Raw genomic sequence first — 20,218 nt, forward strand, 5'->3', positions numbered from 1 at the left:
TCATCATACTAGCAGCACAAATCCAAGTTTCAAGGTTGTCAATATAGTCTAACCGTCTTTTAAAAACAGCTTGGTATATACGACTGTATCTATTCTGTTCGCTTATCAGACTGTGAACAAACGTTCTAATCAAACTGAATGTCATGGCAGCCAGTATAGAATATTCTATCTGTTTTAGATATTTCATATACCCAATACTTCAAAGATGGATTCACTTACTATTTCCATATTACCTATATACACAAGGAACTTAGGCACTGCAAATAGCAAAAACAATAAGGTTGCCTGCATCCAGTTTCTTTTGTATAAATGCCAGACCGCAATCAGTGTGATAATACAACCAATAATCCACCATGCCAACTCGTATTCCTCAAATAGATAACCGTAATAGTTGGGTGACGGTTTATTAGTAAGCAACCAACTGCATACTATCCAAATAAGATATGCAGTTTTCCAATCTGTAAAGTATTTGACAATATCACACCTCATCTATATAACTAACTTTGTAATCAAACATCAGTGGTAATTGGTGGAATATTCATATCTAATGCCATAAAACGGAGTGTGTCCATTGCATAATATTCTCCACAAGATGTTGCCATTTTGTCTGGACATGGAGTTATACCAACCCGCTTTAAATCCAAACGGTCTGCGTCAAAACAAATATCAATAGTTGGATTGCCCGTTTTATGTATTGTTGTATGCAGTCTGCAAGCTTGTTCCAATAAAGAGAACTCCTTATTGTCCAAATCTTTTAGCAAGGTATCTCTCATTGTATAAAGCATATCTGCTGCCCTCTCGCCATGCTTTAAGTCTGTTTCATTATTCAACCTGCATTTATCGTGTAGATAGGCAAATAAGCATACCACTTTTATATTCACCTCTTTACGGAAACATAGTTCACCATTACACATGATTAAACTCAATAAAATGCCATTACGCTCTACTCTTTGCCAATGTGACAAACCATGAATTTCTCCAAGTGTCCAACCATTGATTGCAAATTGTTTTATCTCTTTAATGTCTGGTATTGGAGGTAAAGTTAGCTTATTCATATTAGAACGGTCAATAATGGGAACATTAGGAAAAAAATTCCTTATGTATTTAAGTCCTTCTTTTGTTGCTCCACGATATTGTAGGATACGCGTACTTCTTGTTGGCATATCTTGTTGTGATACATTCCAAAATATTCGTGCATCCTCTATCAAGCCTATTTCTTGTCCGTTTATATAACAATTGAAAAGGCTATAGCCAAACAGTTGTTCCTTTAATTCACTTAAGTAAACATGGCTTGTCGAACTTCCTATTATAGCGTATTCTATAGTGTATTGTTTACCAATCTTCAGATTCTTGTGTTTCTGTTCAAGCCAGCCATCATAATTGTTAACACAAATGGCTCTCACAACACCATCCTTCTCACTAGGTATATTCTTATTAGGTACTATATATTTACTAATATTATTATCTTGCTTACTAGTGGCAGCATTCCCTTGCTTTATAAAAAAGTAGAAAAGGATTGCAGTGATTACTATTACTAAAATTGCTTCCATGATATTCTATTACTAAGAATTATACAATCAATCACTTCCATGCCAATAACAGAAAACTAACAACGAATAAACTTCAAATGCTGCCTTTCTTCTTATGCATCATCACGTTTGGTATTAAAACCCTTTATAATGATTCGTTCTCTTGAACTCTGCATTATAGGATTCTCTTTTAAAGTGTTAAATTTATCTTCTAAATATTGATGTGTCCAAAAGAAATTGTCCAAATTACTTCGTAGATATTCTTGAATTGAAGGTATTTTATGTGCAAATGGTAGATAATGCTTACAATATACAGTTATAGCATTCTCTTCATTACTAACAAAATATGCTAAAGTAATACGTCCGTCCATATTAGTTTGATTTATAGCATCTTTCAGAATATTTATATCAGGGTCATTTAAAGAAAGACTTCCAAAGTTAGACCAGATTATGATAAAAGCGGTTCGATTATTTGCGTCAATAAAAAAGTCTTCATTTTGATATTTAAAACAGATGTCCTTATCATCATCAACTTCTGGTTGACAACCAATTTCTTTTAAAGTATTGATAACCAAATCTCTCGTTCTGTTATTTGATGTGTTCATAACCGTATCTACAATCTCACTTATTTCAGAATGATTAGACTGTTTTTGGTTTTTTCCAGTGACGAATTCAATATTCTTTGTTTCATGATGTTTTATCTTTCTATTCCAAAATTTCTCCTTAACCAATCGCAATATACTATCAAAGTGCGCAATCACTAAATAGATAGAAACCCCAAAACTTAGATAAAGAATAATAAATATATAATCCCAAAAAGTTACTGCTCCAATAAAAGAAAGAAGTATAAAGACCATAACAATTAGCGCGATATATCGATATAAAGCTTTTTTAACTTCATATTTAATAGTACCTTGTTCCGTACTTGAAGTATCAAATATATAATTAGGACAAGGACTATCATCGGTTGGTCGATAATGTTCACAATGAACTCCATCTCCAATACATGTACTACATTGAGACATTTTTGTCATTTCAATTCTGTTTTAAATTTACTATTATTTTCTTAAATACATCACCTGCCATCAGTCCACCACTTATTAAGAGGCTATTCTCTACTAATATCAGATATAATAATATCTTCTATTTAACTTTCAGTGCTCTTTCGCTTTTTCAGTTCTTGAATATACTCCAGTTCGCTTTTGGCATATTCTTTATTGGCATCCTCATTCAACATTTCTTTAAATGCTTCCTCCGCATCATCCAACCGTCCCATGTCAACAAAGGTATATGCCCTACGTCTTCGTAAAAAATTATGGTAATATATAATATCATCCGTTATTTCACTTTCCTTTAACTGTGCCAGCTGATTAAGTTCTTTATGGATAGTATAAATGGTTCTGAAATCCCTGCTGTTTGCCAAGCAATTTATGTACTCTATGTTATAGGTAATATTATTTAAAGGACGAACTATTTCCAAATAGAATAGAGCCTTTTCCCACAATGCCATTTCTGCATAACAATATCCTATTACGTAACATGTTTGATAAAACATTCTCTTATCTTCATCTGTAACATCACCCCTTAGCCAACTTTCCTTCAAAGCATGATATACATTCTCCAAATATACAATTGCATCCCAATATCTATTTTCCTTTAAAACCTCATTACCCCAATAAAAGTCCTGCCCAATAGCAGGTATCATTTGGGATGCAATACAATATTCGTTGAAATTCAATTCCTTCCCATTGTTCAGCTTTTCAATCGTCCTATCATAGACTGCCTTATATTCTGCAATCCTTTGTTCTGGGGTGGTATTATCATAAGCGAATAAAACACTTAACGTTTGCGGTTGGTTTCCCGTTCTAGTATAAGTTTTATCTCCTTCATGGCTGAATGTTGGCAACATAATAGATGCACGAATAAACCAAGTATCTTTACTTCCACCACATCCTCTCAAATGTACAATGATGTTGTCATTTACTCTTCCAATAGATTTGTCATTATCTTCTTTTGAGGCATATCCTTTCCTATAAGATATTGACAGAGTGACATTTTCGCTATATTTATAACCTATATCTCCATTGTCATGCTTGACAAGGACGGCGTTACATAAATCAAAGTTCCAGATTTTATCTTTCTCTGTGATTAGCGTACCAGTCTTCTCTTGTATGTTGTCTGTGATTACATATAAATCAGAAACTTCTTCTTCCCTAATATCAAAAGTTCTATTAAGCAGTACCCCTAAAGTCACTTTCTCATTAGGAGCAGCACGTAATTGGCACTTTTCAATTTGATGCTGAAACCTAAATTCATTTGGTAGATACGTTTCATTTTCCAATCTGTCAATAAAATCATCTTTCTCCTCCTCTTTATCTTTAGAAATGGTTTCTGGTTTGGAAGAGTTACCAAATATTGAACCAAAAAGTTTTTTCATAATATGTTATTAATTAAATCCTTTGACAACCACTCTTCTATGCTCATGTTTCTCCTGCTTAAAATCAAGACGTATGAACCGTTCTCTTAATAGGTCATGAGCCTTAAAACAATCATTCAGTATCACCTTTAAATAATTCTCCTTGTTCACTATCGAAGGAGTAAGCATAAATATAGCCTTACAATGTACTCCCATCTGTTTGCTATCTTCATCTATAGTATAAAAAGTGGAGACTATGGTATTTATATTGTTTGAGTTTATTGCCTTCTTTAAATGCTCAACATTTGCATTGTCACAATCTATACATAACCACCAAGCATCCCAAAGAGTGACAAACTGATAATTATTATCTGCATCAATAAAAAAAATCTCACCTTGATATTTAAAACGAATTCTGTCCTTATCATCAACTTCTGGTTGACAACCAATTTCTTTTAAGGTCTTAACTACCAGATTCCTTGTTTTATTATCTTCTGCATCAATAGCCACATCTACAGCCTCATTCATTTTAGTATAGTCAGAGTGTTCTTGGTCTTCGTCATTAAATGAATACCCAATCCTGCCAAAGAAATAAGCAGCAACTATAAGTATTATGCCCAAAACTATCCAACCTTCCATATTATATCTTGTTATTATTCAAATACCACACTGTTAACTATCTTCTTAAACACGTCACCTGCCATCAACCCACCACTAGCAGGCAAACCTGTCTTATTAATGGAAACAATAATACTATACTTGGGATTGTCAATAGGAAAGTAGCCGCAGAACTCCACTGCATACATCGTATTGCCATTATCTGTAGAGACTATGATAGTGCCTTGTTTTCCTGCTACGGTAGTCTTATCTGACTTGGCAGGTTGCCCCAGTCCGTCTGTTACATTATATGCCAGTGCCAGTTTCAAGCTGTCGATATTAGCCTTATCTGCTATCTGGGGATTGATAACCACTACACTGTCCTTGTATAGTTGAGGCTGCACCATTTTCCCATTGTTGGCGATAGCATTGTAGAATGTAAGGACTTGAATAGGAGAAACAGACAGTCCATATCCTATGCAGTTCCAAGTGATATTTTTTTCTGTAATCCTATAAGGTTGCAGAATGCCATTGATACTGTCTGGCTTGCCATAGCTCATTTTTGACAATACATCAAAGTATGCTTGTGCATTGTTACCAAAAGCATTCTCCATAGTCTTGACTGTAGCGATGTTTGAACCGCTAGCCAGTCCTTGCTTTACTGTAATTTCACCATATCCGCCTCTATGCCAGTTATGGTCGAAAACTGTATCTCCCTTACAGACATAAATGCCATTGCCAGCATTCACCTTATCACTCATTTTCACCTTTCCAGTTTCCAGTGCAGCCAATAGTGAAACACCCTGCATCAAGCCAGTAGGCTGCTGTACAGAGAAGTTCTCGCATGGTTGGTAGTCTGCACTGTCTTTCCTTTCAAGTCCAACCAGAGCCTTTATTTGCCCAGTCTGGACTTCCATAACAATTACCTGCCCAGATTGGGCATTAAGTTCAGACAACTTGCTTTCCAGTATGGCAGTAGCACTGGTCTGTAATGTACTGTCAATGGCATTATCTCTAGTTTCGTTTTCTTTATTTACACAAGCATAAAACCCAGAAGCCAATACCATCAATACTATTAATATTCTAAATATTTTCATTCTCCATTTATTAAAATGATTTTATAGACGGGTATGTTATTCCAAACAAGTCTTAAAGTGATTCTAATTGTTGATTTCACCTCATTTAACTCAATCTCTTTACTGCCCCAAAGAGTTAAATGTTCATATAGAAGAACATCACTTCCATTATTAATTATCAATGTAACCTCTTTGTATATTTTATTGGGACACGTCCAATTTATTTTAAGTGTATGTTTACAAAGTGCTATTTTAGCATATTCCACGTTCAATGATATTTGTCTTGCCAATTCAATAGAACTTTGATTGTTATTCAATTTGTTTTCTATTTTTAGTGCTTCTGCTTGTAATCTTTTCTTATTCACTTCTCTCTTTATTGCTTCCAACTCTTTCTTCTCCCTCATTTGATTCTCCGCTTCTAACCTTTGTTCATGTTTCTTTAATAAATATTGCTTTAGTAGTTCTCTTAATGGTTTATATATAATATAATAACTAGCTATGGCAGGTAAGGGGAATAAAGGAAATGCCATTAAACCCAAAGGGAGCCACACTATTAACACAGAGGCAGCTATAAGCATAATTCCAACAATTTTATAAATTAAGAATATCTTATATTGTTTCAGTATATGGTTCTCTCTTGCAATATTAGAAAGCCGTTGCTGTTCTTCTCTTGCCATTTGAGCTTGAGCTTCCAGTTCCCACTCTCGGGCTATACGCTGCCGTTCTCGCTCCTTTTCTATTCGCTGCTGTTCAGATTTTTGTTGAGCCAATAAAGCCTCTTCCCTACGTCGTTCCGCTTCAACTCGTTCATACTCTATACGTTGAAAATAAGAATTTAATTCTGATAGAGATTTGAGGTGAAAGGATTTACTTTGTTGTTCGTCAATCATAAAAACATATCTATCTGTTCCATCTTGCTGTAAAGCAAATATGGTGTTGTCAAAGAACGCAGGATGAAGCATGTAGGATTGTTCCTTGAAAGAGGCAATAAGGGATTTATTGGCAGGTATATATTGCCATTTTGCATTGGTAACATTACCATTTACTGATGCAATGAGAGAACCGTCTTCTTGAAAAATATATAATTCCTTGTCCCCACAATCATTGAATATCAGCCAAGGCTTATTACACAATATAGTCCTAACATCCAATTCCTCACTAAATCTTTTATATCTGTTAAAGCTGTCCAGTAAGAATGTTTTCATACCATCTTTATTACTTATTCTCTAAAACAAATGTTAACACACAAGAAGCGTTAAAAATAAAAGGTTACAATTTAATGGTTCTTATTGTAAAAATATATTAATTGCAATATTAGTTCTTAATTCTTTCCTATACAATAATGATTTTTATACTAAACCCACTTCTGCTTGTCCCTTTGAATCATTATCAGTAATCTTAAAATAGCTACGCAGCAGTAGTTTTTTCTGTAACCAATATTATCCAAATAAGAATCTAAACAGCCATAGCATTATCATTATACCAACCCCAAAAAGAAATATCTGGAATAATACATATCCGCACCCCATACCACTTGTAATCGCGCCAGCGAAAGCCCCAGCCCCCTTTTCTCCATCCTTAGAGTTTGAAGCCCCCCATATTGCACCAATAATAATGGCAATAATAATAATCCAAATCCACATAAGTTTACTATTTAATATTCTTATTTGTAACTACTGATAGAATGATAGCAGCTATATTCACGATATTATATAAAACAATAAGCCCTACCGATAAAGGCATCTCTTTTATTAATATCGTTACTATCATTATAGCAAAAAACCAAATAAGTCCTTTAGGGTTGTCATTATCACCTATGTCAGGAATATTTGTAGCTACTAAAGAAAAAATAGCTGCTATAGCAGAATAAGTTAGACATTCATAAAACGTTATATCTCCTAAAATCGTGTCTCCTATTATAGACAATACAATATCTTTGGCAATCCATCCACCGCCCAAATAAGCGACAAGTCCTATGAATATCCAAATTAACTTTCCCATGTTATTGTTTTTTAAAGACTACACTTCCCAATGCACTATTTTCTATCAACAATCCGTTACTTAATTCTAATGTTGATTCCTCTCCATTCAGATTAACTGTAACAGTAGAAGAGTTTGTGATTTCCCAAGTAAAGCTGACTTTCTGTGTATTAGTTATTCCTTTAACTATAAATAGTCCACTTCCATCACTATTAAATTTCCAAGAGGATAATCCATAGTCATCATTCGTATCGGCTCTGTACTCCTTCCAAATACCAACTATGGAATCTGAATTTTGTGATTTATTACTACAAGAACCCAACCAAATACTTAATGCAGCTACCAATGAAGTAGCTAATAATCTAAATGCTTTCATAATATCTAACAATTTGTATTAAATTTTTAAGTACATCTGCTTTCATGACAAATTTAATTATTAATTCGTTTATAAATAAGCATAACAGTTTGGTTATTGACTGTTGCACCTATTGTTATTCTACCCAACACCCCATTAACTTTATTGGCAACTACTATAACTCCATTTTTCCCATATCCTTTGTATTCATAACCATTTTGCGAAGTCAAAGTAATAGTTTCATTCTGATAAGCAACCGGTGCTTTAGTAGTACTGATAATATTGGCTACAATATTGGGAGCATTGACTGTAGTCACCTTCTCATTACCAATTACAGCATAATCAAACTTATAATTGTCAGCAAAAGCATTTGTACTAAATATAGCCAACAAGCATATAAAAAATATCTTTCTTAATTTCATTTTATATAAAATTATTTATGTTTTTCTCTCCAACGTACCACTATAGCATACAATATAAACCCCACGTTACTACAGCGAGGAATAATGCAGCACCAAAATCGGAAGTATCTGAATAGTCAGACATTTTACCTCTATCCAATAATATTATTAATGCCTCCATATCTTTATAATGTTTACCTATTAGTGAAATTAATCCCAATTATCATGATTATTAACCCTCTATATGTAAATAAAATAATTTACATTTAAGGAAAAGCACCTTTTCGTTCTACATATTCTGTTATCTTAGTTATTAACTGATTTTTTAGTTCTTGATACATCTTTTGATTGCTCAATTTATATGCTTCTTCATAGTCTAAAAGAGCCTTAGATACCAAATCACCTGCATTAGCACCTAGTTCTTGAAAGGCACGTCTTTCATTAGCGGTTGCCCTAATGCCCAAAATATCTGCTTTTTCTTTAGGGTCAAGAACGAGGGATAATGCTCTTTCCAAATCCGCCATCCCCTCATAACTTCCCGTATCAAATATTTTTACATCTCCTCTTATAAAATAGCCACGATAGTAGTCTGGAGCTAATTCAATAGCCCTATCACAATCTAAAATAGCACCACCATAGTCTCGAACCATTTTCTTTACATTAGCCCGTGCTGCATATGCCTCCGCAGTTGGATATACTTCAATCGAATAGTCCAAAGCTTCTTGGGCTTTAGAATACAATTGTTTATTGTCATCAGAATATGGGTTTTCTGTACTTTTTATTGCATATTGGTAAAACAATATACCTATTTGATAAAAAAGTTCTGCATCCTCTGATGTGAGTTTCAATCCTTTAGAATATGCATCAAGAGCGGACTGACAATATGATGTATCATAGGTATAAATATATACTTGAAAATAACACTTTCCCAACTGCTTATAATAAAATGGAATATCCTTTCCAACTTCACATGCTTTAATCAAGTCAGCAAATGCGGACTCCACATCTTGTATATTAAATTTTATCATACCTCTCATATAGAGAGCCAAATGGTTTGAAGAATTCGTTTTCAACTCATTGTTTAGCAACGTCAGTGCCTTATTTGTATTTCCCATTAAATAAGCCTCGTTTGCAGATTTTATATTTGAGGTTTCTAATGGATTTGTATTCATTTGAGAAACTGTGATATTTCGTCTATGAGTTAATTTTGATATTTGAGTAGCATTTACTGCAAAATTCAAACTTTGCCCACCTTCTCTACAAAAGGTGGCAATTCCGACTACATATCCTTTCATATTCATAACTGGTGACCCGCTACTTCCATGAGAAATTGGTGCAGTAATCTGTAGAATAGAACCATGCATTTCATCCGCACGAATTGATGATATTATTCCAGTTGAAACTGTTTGTTCAAGCCCCAAGGGAGAGCTAATATTTATTATTTGTTCTCCTTTTACCAATGTTCTATATGAAATCGGAAGATAGTTAAAAACCTTCAAACTAGAATTCTCCACTTGAAATTTAACAAGGTCAGTATTAGGGTTATAATCTAAAACATATTTAATTTTATATTTCTCCCCATTTTTACTTTTAATATAGGCTCCATGTGCTTCCTCTAAAACATGATAGTTAGTAATACCTATACCATTTGCAGATATGAAAAAACCACTTCCTTGCGAATAGGTATTTCCTTGTTCGTCTGTAGCAAAGACTGTAAATATAGCATTCTCAACCTTTGTTATAAGCTGTTTTGTTGTCAAATCCTGAGCAAAAAGTGTTGTGCCCATTAAACAATACAATAATACTAATAATTGATTTCTCATCTAATAACCTCCTTCGATTTTCAAATTGATATTTTAATGATTATCCAATTTTAAATTATACTTAATGAACACTGTAGTCATTCCTGCCAACTTAATTTTAGCCATTGCAGTTTTCATATTCTCTATGGTAGAGAACACGTCTGTAATAGTTTGTCCCATACCAGTTAAATAGCAGAACAGTACATTTGCCATATCCTTTTTTGTTTCTTGACCTAAACCCAAAAGGATTTGATTCATATTGTTACATGTAGCTTGGGACATAGGAAGTTTATAACCAAATGCCATCAGCAATGATTGTAATCTTTCCCTATCTTCCTGCTTGGTGGCAAACTGCTGCAAGAAAGCTGAAATTGCAGTAATATCTGTCTCCTTTATCATATCTTATTAAAAATTATGTTGCTATTAAATGAACAGTCTTTCTGCTTTATGGTAGCAGTCCCATTTACAGATTAGTTAAATAACCTCTTCCCTCTAAATGTAAATTTCTACTTCCTTGTCCCCTTTCAGAAGTTGTTTCACATAGTATTCAAGACACTGGAGGACTGAAATAGCCTCTATGAAAAAGGCTAATGCAATGCCTTCTTATTTGCTTCCAAAGATATTAATTAATTTACATTCCTACACAAAGATTTTTAGATAAAAATGCCTAATCTATGAATTTGCAAAGGATTTAACATTTTACCTGCCATGCAAAGCACAAACAAGGTTGGGGACAACTGTATGGATATGTGTTTCATAATTCTTGCATTTAATTGTACATCCAGTTCCCAAAGATGTAATTTCTACATACAAGAAAGGTGTGGGAACTTACTGTTTTATCCTAAAGTCTGGTCTTCGCATTACCAATAGCATGGATAAAACAATAGCCCACACCAGTTTGATAATATCTAAAGACCTTACATGACATATAAGGCAGGTATATATCAAATGATGTGGTGCTATTGCCATCATCTTCATGCTATTTATCAAAGTTGCGAAGTTTGACTTTAGAAGATAATTTCAATAACACCTTTCGTTAACTATGTCCTTCCAACTTCCCAACGCATTAGGCTGTTAGAATTGCCACAAAGATAACGAAAGGTATTGTATTTACAACAAAAATAATGTGTTAAAAACTAAGACAGTCATAGGTATTTAGTAGTTCTTCCTGCCTCAAACCTAAGTATCTTTTAGTAATGGTTACAGAACTATGATTGAACAGTTCCATGAGTTTTACTAGGGCAAGCTCTGAATTATCACTGTTCATATTATAAACTTGCCTGCCAAAAGTCTTTCTAAGTGAATGACAACTAAAGTTCTTAACCTTTAATTTATACTTCTTTTTCACCTCTTTCAGTATCACATTGATTCTTTGAATAGTGAAAACAGTCCCTTTCTGGCTCACTAAAATAGGTGCGTTAATCCCTATAGGCTTTATCTGTTCATAGCACTCTTTAATGTGCTGCCCAAGTTGGGCGTTTATCCTAATAGTTCTTACCTTATCTGTCTTTTTCTCTATCACTGTAAATTCACTGGTATTTAGTATCTGCTTCCAGTGTAAAGCCAGAATGTCAGATATTCTTAAGCCAGTAAAACAGCCCAGAGCTACAAGAAGGGAAATTCTGTAATTTCCATCTTTAGCCAGTTTTCTTATCAAGTTCATTGCCTCGCTCCATTGCAGATAATCTGCTGTAGTGCTTGAATATTTTAAACTCATAATGTTCAGTTTTGTATGTAAATGAATAAAAGTGAATGTCATTTTTAAGTTGGAATATCCAACTTGTTGATAATCAAAGAAACATTCACTTTGTAAAGAAGTGAATATAATAAAAAAGGACACCAAGTTAATGATGTCCTTTGTTACGTTCAAGCCTATATGAACGGCAAATAGGCTTCATCCAATGCACCGCTCTCAATAATCTTTTTACAAAGTTCATGTGAGGCTTGATTTCTAAGGTCTGTACCATAGCTTTCATCACCAACCATTTGAATGATTGCCACAATGGTTCTCATAAGCTCCTGCTGTAGTGTACGGTGATAATACCTCGTACTCTCTGCAAACCTTTTAGGATTCCAACTATAATCGTTCAAGGCTCTTTCAAGTTCTTGCGCTGCCTTGTATTCGCGACTGTCTTCTATTACCATATCATTTAATATTTAAGAGGTTTATAAATAAAAAGGACACCTATACCTTATTATATAGATGTCCTCCATACTAAGCTATCCTTTGATAATGGCATAGCCCAGCAGCAGGATATATCCCACCGCTATAAATGGAAACAATGCCATTGCAATGAAGAATACCAAAGTAGCCAGTAACACATAGAATAAATTCCGTAGCATAATCTCCAGTTTTGAGAAACCAGTAATAGGATATAATTCCAGATACAGCTAAGAAAGAAACCAGCTGTATTTTTCATCACCATGCAGAGCGGATGCAATGCCCGTTGCCAGTTCTGTAGCATTAACAGCCCGTTGCAGATAAGCGTCCACATAACTCATTTTGTTTGCTTGTGTCAAAAGGTTATGGAAATCGAACATTGATATAGCATTATCCTTCACTCCAAACACTTCATTCGTGTAATACTCGCGACAAACACTGTTTATCTGGCTGTCAGTGATTAAAAGTCTTGGTATTGCTTTCTGTCTCGCTGGTGAAAGCGCTTGGTACATTCGCATTCTGCCTATCACTTGTGCAAATTGTGTTTCAGACAGATAAATATCTGATAATGTCTGCATCAAATGTATTTCTTTGGCAGCATTGAAGCTGTTAAACAATTCCAGTACATTTCTGTAAAGCTCACTGATATTGGTTACTTCCATGTTGAACCTCACACCTTCACCAGTAAGAATCTGATTGGAACAGATTTTCATTCTCCAGCCAATAAAGACAGAGAACTTTTCCAAGCCTTTGGAAGAACGGTACAAATTCAAATCACTGTAATTCCTTACCCCACCTATACACAGTTCAAGCCTTTGCCCTCTTATCGTTTCAAAAATGGTTGGAACGGTAAAGGCAAAAGCAAGTCTTTGATAGAATTGTGTCTTTTCACATTCTAACAGTTCACTTGCTTTCTTGCCTAGTGCGGACGGTATTCTGCCACGTACTATATGTGAAACTCTTATTTCTGGAAAGTTCACCTTTTCACCTGCATAGAATGAGCTTGCAGCCTCATGCACACAAGAAACAAAGTCTTGGTGTGCAACGGTTAATTCCTGGTTTGCCCAAGTAGGCACAACACATTTGTTTGCAAGTTCTTCCAGTGTAATAGAATCTGTATTGGCTTCCAAGAAAGTAATACTTGGTTTTGCTGTTTCTTCCACAACTACCGTTGCATCCTCTGCAAATTCTCCTAAATTGCTGTTACTTCTCTGTGCCATGGCTGGCATAATCTGTAATGCTTCCATAATCTGTAAATTATTAAGTTGATAATTAGAAATTTCTCCATCTGAATGCCATATAAATGATAATGTACAGCACTATGGCAAACATTACCTTTGGGGCTGCAATGAACGGTACAACGAGTATTGCACCAACCGTCAGAATTGCCTTTAAATCTTCCATAAGCGATAATTTATGATTAGTAATGAGTGAATTAAAAGGGAATGATAACCAGAAACAAAAAGCCTTCCAGCCTTGTACGCATGTGTATTTCTGTAATAAATCTGTATCTGCCCGTAATGGCTGTTACAGAATTTCAAGCGTTTGGGGTTGGAAGGTGATTTCGCATCTGGTGTTCATTTCCCCTAAAGATACGGTGAGGGTAGTTAGGAGTAACAGTAAAGAAGCGCTTGAGACATACACCAGATACGGATATACATGCCAGCCATTTTTCTACTGCCAGTAATTCCACCCTATATAGCTCTGTACCTTATATGGAAACACTTCCCAGAACTAAAGGGGGAGGGGTGTGATTTTAAGTACCTATATTTTTGAGTTGGGCATTTGGCTTGCCAATTCCAGATGAATTGACTACATTTGCATAAACTCATGATTATGCGGTTATGGACTATATCAATGAATTTCACAAGCAATGGATAGAGCGAACACGCCAATCAATAGCCTCTTGGAGCAGGCAGCCTGCATCATTGGAAGATGTAAGGAGGCAGCAGGAGAAACTGAACCAACAGAGGGCTATAAGGGAAGGCAAACGGAAGAACTGATAAAATTTGCCAATGACAACGGTCTATGGATTGACTTGTCACACCTTGTCCGTCAGATAACTAGATAAGGGTAAATATATAAGAATATTAATTTCACATGTACTAAAAATGATGGTAGCACTGATGCTCTTTATAAACGCCCTTTTGAACGAGGAATGAATTAGATTCCTACATTTTATGCAAAAATGCAGCTGATGTCATTAAAATAATTCAACATCATAAACAGCTATGAATGACAAACATCGCCAATATCATGTAGGTTTTGTTTATTTTGTAAACAAACATTTATTAACAATATAATAATTTTACCTATGTATTCATTAATACACGGACTATTGAACATTTTATCTGTTCTATTTTGTTATTACATTATAGGAGGAATCAATGGTTTAATCTTTTATCTTGTCTTTAATGTATTTCACATTCTATACCTCACTATGAGATTAGATGATGAGTAAAAGAACTATAAAAAGCTCAATAAATTCCCAATACATTGAGAGTGCTAGTTTCTTATATAACTGTAAGACTTATGAAAGAAATCGTAGTTCCTATATGGATGAAAAAACATGATGTATAGAGTTAATAACTCAGCGTTACGACGACAGCTGTTTGTTAAAAAGTTAAAACATACAAACGAATAACAAACAATTATATGAATAGAGACATAAAATCAGATATACTTTCAGCAGTAATCACAATAGCTATATTATATATCTATTAAAGATAGAAAAGGAAACCACGAAAGATTGAGATAGCTGAATGTATGCAGGCATTGGGATTTGAGATGGACTATTACGACGAGTACCATAACGCACTCTATGAAGTGTTTGATGCAGTCCCAAACAATGTGCTCTATGGCATTGACGGGAACTTGTACTTTATTGACACCCAAATAAGGTTAAGGGAATGACACAAAAAAAGCCCCAGACCTTATCTGCCAGTCTGGAGCTTTCCCCTATAATATGATTTCAAATTTTTCTGGTTGGGGATATGGTTTAATCTCCTTCTTATATAGACCTAGTGCAGTTAATAAATACTGATAATTCCCTTGCTCTATATGCTTGCATTTCTTAATTAGTGTCTGTTTGAAGTCTTGACGGTTGCTTTTGCCAACAGTAGTGTATTTAGTAAGAATAAGATTTATTTTCTTTCTGTCATAGGCTGGTGGTATAACTCCGTGTCCTATACAGAAGTCCTCTATTATCTGGTAGATATTGGCTCTTTCCAAGTCTCTGGATAATGGCATGTCTTTGCATCTGGCAATATAATATCCATTAATAAGAACTATATACCCTTTATTGATGAGGCTGTCAATTACAGTGCTGTTTTTACCTACTCCTATTTTATCTTTAATGTCTTGTTTGCTTGCTTTTAAGTAATGTGTGTTATTAGTACAAATATCCATGAACTTTAGCAAGAAGTCTTTTTCTTTAGGGGTTAGATTCTTATCCAGAATAAAGTCATTCCTCAATATGAAATAGTACTCTGGCTTGGTATTCATTTTATAACTGATATGGGTTTTACTGTTAACATAGAAATATTCCCAGCCTAGAAATAGTGGATTGTCCTTAAAAACAAACTTCCCCTTCTCATCTTTCTCACTTAGATGTGCCTTTATAATGCCCTCTGATATATCTGACAGTCCAGCTATTTTAGGATAGGTGATTTCTGACATCCCGTTATAATAATTGCTGTTCATTTTTATAATGGAGTAGATATAAGCGTTCAGTGTCTTCTTGAAACTGATAATATCCTTACTTATCAATGTCTGTCTGATTGCCCCCATCAGTAGCTATGGATTTGTGGTCGTCTATAAATATTATATCTTTCTTCTCCCGTTCAATCTTGTAATATTTATTAGTTCCAAAATACTTCTTGGCTTCCTTCCTGTTCTTAAAAATAATGTTGTCTGGTTTATACCATATCATACTGCTTTAGCGTTAGAATTGATTGGTTGTCATTCATCTGATTAGTGGAATTATCTGTAACTCCCGTTCCAGAAAATTGTAGTTCCGTAGGAACTTCATTTTTCATATATAAGGTATGTTATATAATAGGTATGTTACTAGGGTATCATTTTAGGGAGTGTACCGGTATTAAAATCGGGAATACTTATTGGAGTCTCAAAATAGGGAATAGGTAAATTCCAGACTAGATGTACATCTGTATTTATCACTTCTGTTCTTGGCTCGCATGGCGGCAGGGTATTGGACTTGGTTACATATACAGTTGGGGATATATGTCTGGTGGGTATGAACACGAAAAGGGAGAACCGTTTGCACAGTCCTCCCTTATACATTTTATTGTCATCTCTTATACAATACCTTATCCATACATTCGTCGAAAGCGTTTGAGTCAACTACATATCCCTCGTTGGGACTATCCTTTATCAATTTTGGTAACGCATTCAAAATGTCATACTGTCTGAGTTCGTTCAGTTCGTGACAGATGTCCTGCAATTTGTTTAAAATAAAAGATTCATCTCCACATTCTGCATAGCGTGAATTTTCGTTGATATAGAAGTACATTGTGTTTAGGTTTCCATAAACTTTATTATTTGAGACATAAAACATGTCCTCGTTCAATCCTTCATGAATGAAGAATCTGAAATCTGTATTTCGCATGCACAGTTTAATGCGATTGAAATGCACCTTTAATTGGCTAGCCTCTTTCTTGTAGCTCTCAACATCCAGACCGTCTGGTCGTGCAGAAAGTTCATTCAAGATTCTTTCTGATATGATACTGAAATATTTGTTACACATGGCTTCAGAATCATTCCTTAACTCTTTAAGCAGTTTAATTGTTACAGAAATTCCCCACTTGGGAAATATACTAAAGAAGTCGTTCAGTTTGTCTAGATTTGCCTTAAATTCAATCATTGATTTGTTAACGCCTCTAACGTCAATGTACTTGATTAATTGTGGTAGTCTATGCGTTCTCATAGTTGTTAGTTTTATTGGATTTATCATTGCTCATCTTGATGTAAACGGTGTAAACCTTGTTATCTTTCTGCTTGCGTCTCTTGGAATAGCCGTTCAGCTTAGCCCATATTCCAATAACAGTCTTGCTGTCCTTTACCTGGTGGGCTAGTGCAAGCTCACGTAGTTGCTTGAATGTAAGTTCTGTTTCTCCATTCATTCTTAGTCCCATAAATAATTATTAAATAGATAATCTGGCAAGATAAGGTGGATTGAAATGGCAGGTAAATTCAGACAATTCAATTTCAGATGTGCCTCAAGTCGGTAATTCAGTGGTTTCAGTGATACCGCCCTTATCTCATGTTGATGTTGCAAAGATACTGCACTTTGGTGAGGTGCCAAAACACTTTGACAACTTTCTTAAAACTTCGTGTAGGGAGCTTCATGGAGTGAGGGTATGTCCTCTTCTGATAGCTTGGAAGTAAGTTTGGAACTTGAAAACTATTCCTGCTCCGGTTTGTGATACGGCAGGTAAACCATGTACATCTTGCCTTGAATCATTTTTCGTTTCTTGATGTATCGGTCAGAAGCCCAAAGCCCAATGTGCAGCCTTGTGTCCTTGATACCGTGCTCCAGGGCCATTTTACGAATGTCAGCGTAGGTCAGTTCTTTCATTTGAAGTGGATTTAGGTTTGTAGTGGAGAATCTGGGAGACGAGGAACTCGGTCATTTCTGACTTTCAATCACAGTGCAAAGGTATAAAGTCCCGACTACATCACCAAACGACAAGTAGAAATTGTGGAATATTTGAGTTGAGGGGGCAATAAAGCAAAAATTCTCCCCATAACCGTAGCTGTTCGGGGAGAATATGCTGTTCAGCCTTACCAGAAACCCTAATTTCCTAAAAAACTTGTCAGTCTTGATTTCTTTTATCCAATAAGGCTGTAGTGATTTCTTTTATATTGGTGAATCTTGCATTATCCAACAAGCCTATTTCCAAAGCCTTATTGATAAACTGCATAATTGCATCCTTACTGATACCAATCTTAACGCACTTGATAATCATTTCCCTAAAACAGTCATACAAGTCTGACAGCTTCCCAACAGATAACTGTTTCACATATTGCTTTGCCACATCAGAATCTGAAGTGGAAGATTGGGAGAACTTTTCTATCTCGCTTATAAGGGACGCAATTTCATTGTCATAGCTACATAGTTTCCCATCTTTCAAGTGACCTACTTGTGATTGTAGTTCAACAGCCTTATTGATTTTGGATGCAAAAAATTGAGTGTCTAACAAGGTTTCAAAGGTTATATTGTCAGCCACGCTCGCCCTTGAAATTGGCTTCTTGACCGTTTCTTGTTTATTCATTGTAGCATCTACCATATTATCAGTCCCTTCAACCTTGAATAATCTACTGTTTTTGATTTTCTTTAAAGAATTAATAAGCCTTGTTCCTTTATCGTTTACAGTTTCATGCAAATAAACATCGTCTATCATTGTGGTGTCTGTATGCGCAGTTGCTATTATTACATCTTCTTTAGGAATCCCAGAACGGCACATCAAAGTAATAAATGTATGCCTAGCAATATGAGTATGAATTAACTCATATAATTTCTTTTTTTTATTAATAACCTCCTCACCTATTTGTTCTGTATAAATTACATCACTATCTAGTCCAACCTTCTTGCATACATTTTTAATTACTCTATTTAATTTAGCCTCATTATTTCTTACAACGTTAGCATCTTCTCCCAATAAATTGATATGCTCGAACCCCTTTTCTTTATATTTATTCAAAATCTCTTTTACCAAGGGAAATAAATACACTGTAGCTTGTTCTCCAGTCTTTTGAACAACAAAAGAAATAACCTCAACATTACCTTCTAACTTCGTAACAGTATATTCACCTTTAAAAATCTTAGGCAAATCAGATATGCGTTGTCCTAGTAAGCACTGGGAGATAAACAAATCTCTAGCCTCTTCTTCTTTTGGTTTAAGATTTGAGTAACCATAAATAGCTAAAAGTTGTTTTTCTGTTAATGGAATTTGCTTACTCTTTTTTTGTTCTTTAGTTCGCCTATCCTTAATAGGAGTGAAAGATGTTATGTCTATACCAGCTTTTATTTCCTTGTCTTTGTTAGCATGATTAATCAATGTTTTAATTCCATTGAGTTTATTTAAAATCGTTGCAATCTTAGAATTAAGCGACAATAAATACTGCTGATAATCTTCCATAGTATCTCCATTAATATAAGATACACTATTAAGAATATCTCTAGTTTTCAAAAAGTTCTCAAAAGACCTAACATATCCCATATATATGTTCTTACTATTTTCTCCATCGATATACTTCTCTACCATCTGCCTTAAAATAAAAGTTGCAGATAATTTTTCTTTTTCTCCCATAGCATTACGTTGCTTCAAATTAGGATTAATAATTTGCTTCATTTCTTCAAAAAGGAAGTTGATTCTTTCCATATCTTCACAAAGATAATTCTTATTCTCTTCAAAAGAAGCAAGTATAGACCTTATTCTTTTATTAACAATTTCATTATTCCTATTATCCAATCTAGTTTGCCCATTACTAATAGTAGCAATTTGTTTCCGCTTATTCCATTGCGAAGGATAAACTTTCACTCCAATATTTACCTTATACTGCTTTCCCCTAAATGAAAATAGAGCATAAATAATAGTCGGTTTATTCAACCTAGTCTGCCTTAGATTGAAATTTAGAGTAAATTCAAGAAACACTTGTTCATTCATCACTGTTTATTGCCAAACGTTATTAAAATCGGTTATTACATTTGGTTATTAATGAGACTATTTGCATAGGTATTTCCACATTATCACCCCTTCCAGAATATATTGAAATAAAGCTTTGCTATATCATAAAAACAAGCTATCTTTGCACAGTTTTTTCAAGAATATTAAGACTAAGTAGCAAGTAGTTAGTAGTAAGAAACGGACAAAAAACGA

24 protein-coding genes are annotated in these 20,218 nt (G+C 34.5%); 2 read left to right on the top strand and 22 right to left on the bottom strand.

Features of this window, described 5'->3' with window-relative positions; genetic code table 11:
* Positions 1-509: 509 nt before the first annotated feature.
* From HUX74_RS20680 to HUX74_RS05760, 16 genes are all read right to left on the bottom strand, one after another.
* On the bottom strand, positions 510-1,550 hold the full coding sequence (locus HUX74_RS20680; protein ID WP_254592833.1) for a hypothetical protein: 1,041 nt from the start codon (positions 1,548-1,550) through the stop codon (positions 510-512).
* Between the two features lie 92 nt (positions 1,551-1,642).
* Positions 1,643-2,563 carry a hypothetical protein gene (locus HUX74_RS05695; RefSeq protein WP_174646347.1) on the bottom strand — a complete coding sequence of 307 codons (921 nt, stop codon included), beginning with the start codon at positions 2,561-2,563 and terminating at the stop codon, positions 1,643-1,645.
* 113 nt (positions 2,564-2,676) lie between these two features.
* Positions 2,677-3,966 carry a hypothetical protein gene (locus tag HUX74_RS05700; RefSeq protein ID WP_174646348.1) on the bottom strand — a complete coding sequence of 430 codons (1,290 nt, stop codon included), beginning with the start codon at positions 3,964-3,966 and terminating at the stop codon, positions 2,677-2,679.
* 9 nt (positions 3,967-3,975) lie between these two features.
* Positions 3,976-4,584: a hypothetical protein gene (locus tag HUX74_RS05705; protein ID WP_174646349.1), complete on the bottom strand. Its 609-nt coding sequence runs from the start codon at positions 4,582-4,584 to the stop codon at positions 3,976-3,978.
* Between the two features lie 14 nt (positions 4,585-4,598).
* The gene (locus tag HUX74_RS05710; RefSeq protein WP_371808701.1) at positions 4,599-5,609 is read right to left on the bottom strand and encodes a penicillin-binding transpeptidase domain-containing protein; all 1,011 of its coding nucleotides are present in this window, start codon (positions 5,607-5,609) and stop codon (positions 4,599-4,601) included.
* A gap of 26 nt (positions 5,610-5,635) precedes the next feature.
* Complete coding sequence (locus HUX74_RS05715; RefSeq protein WP_174646351.1) at positions 5,636-6,823, bottom strand: hypothetical protein; 1,188 nt, start codon at positions 6,821-6,823, stop codon at positions 5,636-5,638.
* A gap of 234 nt (positions 6,824-7,057) precedes the next feature.
* The gene (locus HUX74_RS05720) at positions 7,058-7,261 is read right to left on the bottom strand and encodes a hypothetical protein (protein WP_174646352.1); all 204 of its coding nucleotides are present in this window, start codon (positions 7,259-7,261) and stop codon (positions 7,058-7,060) included.
* 7 nt (positions 7,262-7,268) lie between these two features.
* Positions 7,269-7,619 (bottom strand): hypothetical protein, encoded by a 351-nt coding sequence (locus HUX74_RS05725; RefSeq protein WP_174646353.1) that lies wholly within the window; start codon positions 7,617-7,619, stop codon positions 7,269-7,271.
* A gap of 1 nt (position 7,620) precedes the next feature.
* The gene (locus HUX74_RS05730) at positions 7,621-7,974 is read right to left on the bottom strand and encodes a hypothetical protein (protein WP_174646354.1); all 354 of its coding nucleotides are present in this window, start codon (positions 7,972-7,974) and stop codon (positions 7,621-7,623) included.
* A 53-nt stretch (positions 7,975-8,027) separates the two neighbouring features.
* The gene (locus tag HUX74_RS05735) at positions 8,028-8,375 is read right to left on the bottom strand and encodes a hypothetical protein (RefSeq protein ID WP_174646355.1); all 348 of its coding nucleotides are present in this window, start codon (positions 8,373-8,375) and stop codon (positions 8,028-8,030) included.
* A gap of 245 nt (positions 8,376-8,620) precedes the next feature.
* Positions 8,621-10,177, bottom strand: a complete 1,557-nt coding sequence (locus HUX74_RS05740; protein WP_174646356.1) for a serine protease — start codon at positions 10,175-10,177, stop codon at positions 8,621-8,623.
* Positions 10,178-10,210: 33 nt separating this feature from the next.
* The gene (locus tag HUX74_RS05745) at positions 10,211-10,555 is read right to left on the bottom strand and encodes a hypothetical protein (RefSeq protein ID WP_174646357.1); all 345 of its coding nucleotides are present in this window, start codon (positions 10,553-10,555) and stop codon (positions 10,211-10,213) included.
* A gap of 730 nt (positions 10,556-11,285) precedes the next feature.
* On the bottom strand, positions 11,286-11,873 hold the full coding sequence (locus HUX74_RS05750) for a tyrosine-type recombinase/integrase (protein WP_174646358.1): 588 nt from the start codon (positions 11,871-11,873) through the stop codon (positions 11,286-11,288).
* A 155-nt stretch (positions 11,874-12,028) separates the two neighbouring features.
* Entirely contained in the window at positions 12,029-12,301 is a 273-nt protein-coding gene (locus HUX74_RS05755) for a hypothetical protein (RefSeq protein ID WP_009037602.1), read from the bottom strand.
* A gap of 75 nt (positions 12,302-12,376) precedes the next feature.
* Positions 12,377-12,499 (bottom strand): hypothetical protein, encoded by a 123-nt coding sequence (locus HUX74_RS20900; protein WP_255501490.1) that lies wholly within the window; start codon positions 12,497-12,499, stop codon positions 12,377-12,379.
* A gap of 48 nt (positions 12,500-12,547) precedes the next feature.
* Complete coding sequence (locus HUX74_RS05760; RefSeq protein WP_117878658.1) at positions 12,548-13,564, bottom strand: DUF3871 family protein; 1,017 nt, start codon at positions 13,562-13,564, stop codon at positions 12,548-12,550.
* 626 nt (positions 13,565-14,190) lie between these two features.
* Here HUX74_RS05760 and HUX74_RS05765 point away from each other — a divergent pair.
* Both HUX74_RS05765 and HUX74_RS05770 read left to right on the top strand, forming a co-directional pair.
* Entirely contained in the window at positions 14,191-14,388 is a 198-nt protein-coding gene (locus HUX74_RS05765; protein WP_120178122.1) for a hypothetical protein, read from the top strand.
* A 695-nt stretch (positions 14,389-15,083) separates the two neighbouring features.
* Positions 15,084-15,230 carry a hypothetical protein gene (locus HUX74_RS05770; protein WP_371808675.1) on the top strand — a complete coding sequence of 49 codons (147 nt, stop codon included), beginning with the start codon at positions 15,084-15,086 and terminating at the stop codon, positions 15,228-15,230.
* 45 nt (positions 15,231-15,275) lie between these two features.
* Here HUX74_RS05770 and HUX74_RS05775 read toward each other — a convergent pair whose 3' ends face one another.
* From HUX74_RS05775 to HUX74_RS05800, 6 genes are all read right to left on the bottom strand, one after another.
* Positions 15,276-16,019 (bottom strand): hypothetical protein, encoded by a 744-nt coding sequence (locus tag HUX74_RS05775; RefSeq protein WP_174646359.1) that lies wholly within the window; start codon positions 16,017-16,019, stop codon positions 15,276-15,278.
* A gap of 55 nt (positions 16,020-16,074) precedes the next feature.
* Positions 16,075-16,248 (bottom strand): hypothetical protein, encoded by a 174-nt coding sequence (locus tag HUX74_RS05780; RefSeq protein WP_165853582.1) that lies wholly within the window; start codon positions 16,246-16,248, stop codon positions 16,075-16,077.
* Positions 16,249-16,626: 378 nt separating this feature from the next.
* The gene (locus tag HUX74_RS05785; RefSeq protein WP_133303487.1) at positions 16,627-17,262 is read right to left on the bottom strand and encodes a hypothetical protein; all 636 of its coding nucleotides are present in this window, start codon (positions 17,260-17,262) and stop codon (positions 16,627-16,629) included.
* Positions 17,249-17,470, bottom strand: a complete 222-nt coding sequence (locus HUX74_RS05790; protein ID WP_120178125.1) for a hypothetical protein — start codon at positions 17,468-17,470, stop codon at positions 17,249-17,251. Before HUX74_RS05790 ends, HUX74_RS05785 begins: the two co-directional genes overlap by 14 nt.
* A gap of 269 nt (positions 17,471-17,739) precedes the next feature.
* Entirely contained in the window at positions 17,740-17,913 is a 174-nt protein-coding gene (locus tag HUX74_RS05795; protein ID WP_165853583.1) for a hypothetical protein, read from the bottom strand.
* Positions 17,914-18,151: 238 nt separating this feature from the next.
* Complete coding sequence (locus HUX74_RS05800; protein WP_174646360.1) at positions 18,152-20,005, bottom strand: tyrosine-type recombinase/integrase; 1,854 nt, start codon at positions 20,003-20,005, stop codon at positions 18,152-18,154.
* Positions 20,006-20,218 lie beyond the last annotated feature (213 nt).

The sequence above is a fragment of the Bacteroides sp. Marseille-P8574 genome (genome assembly GCF_902825465.1).
Lineage (GTDB): Bacteria > Bacteroidota > Bacteroidia > Bacteroidales > Bacteroidaceae > Bacteroides > Bacteroides uniformis.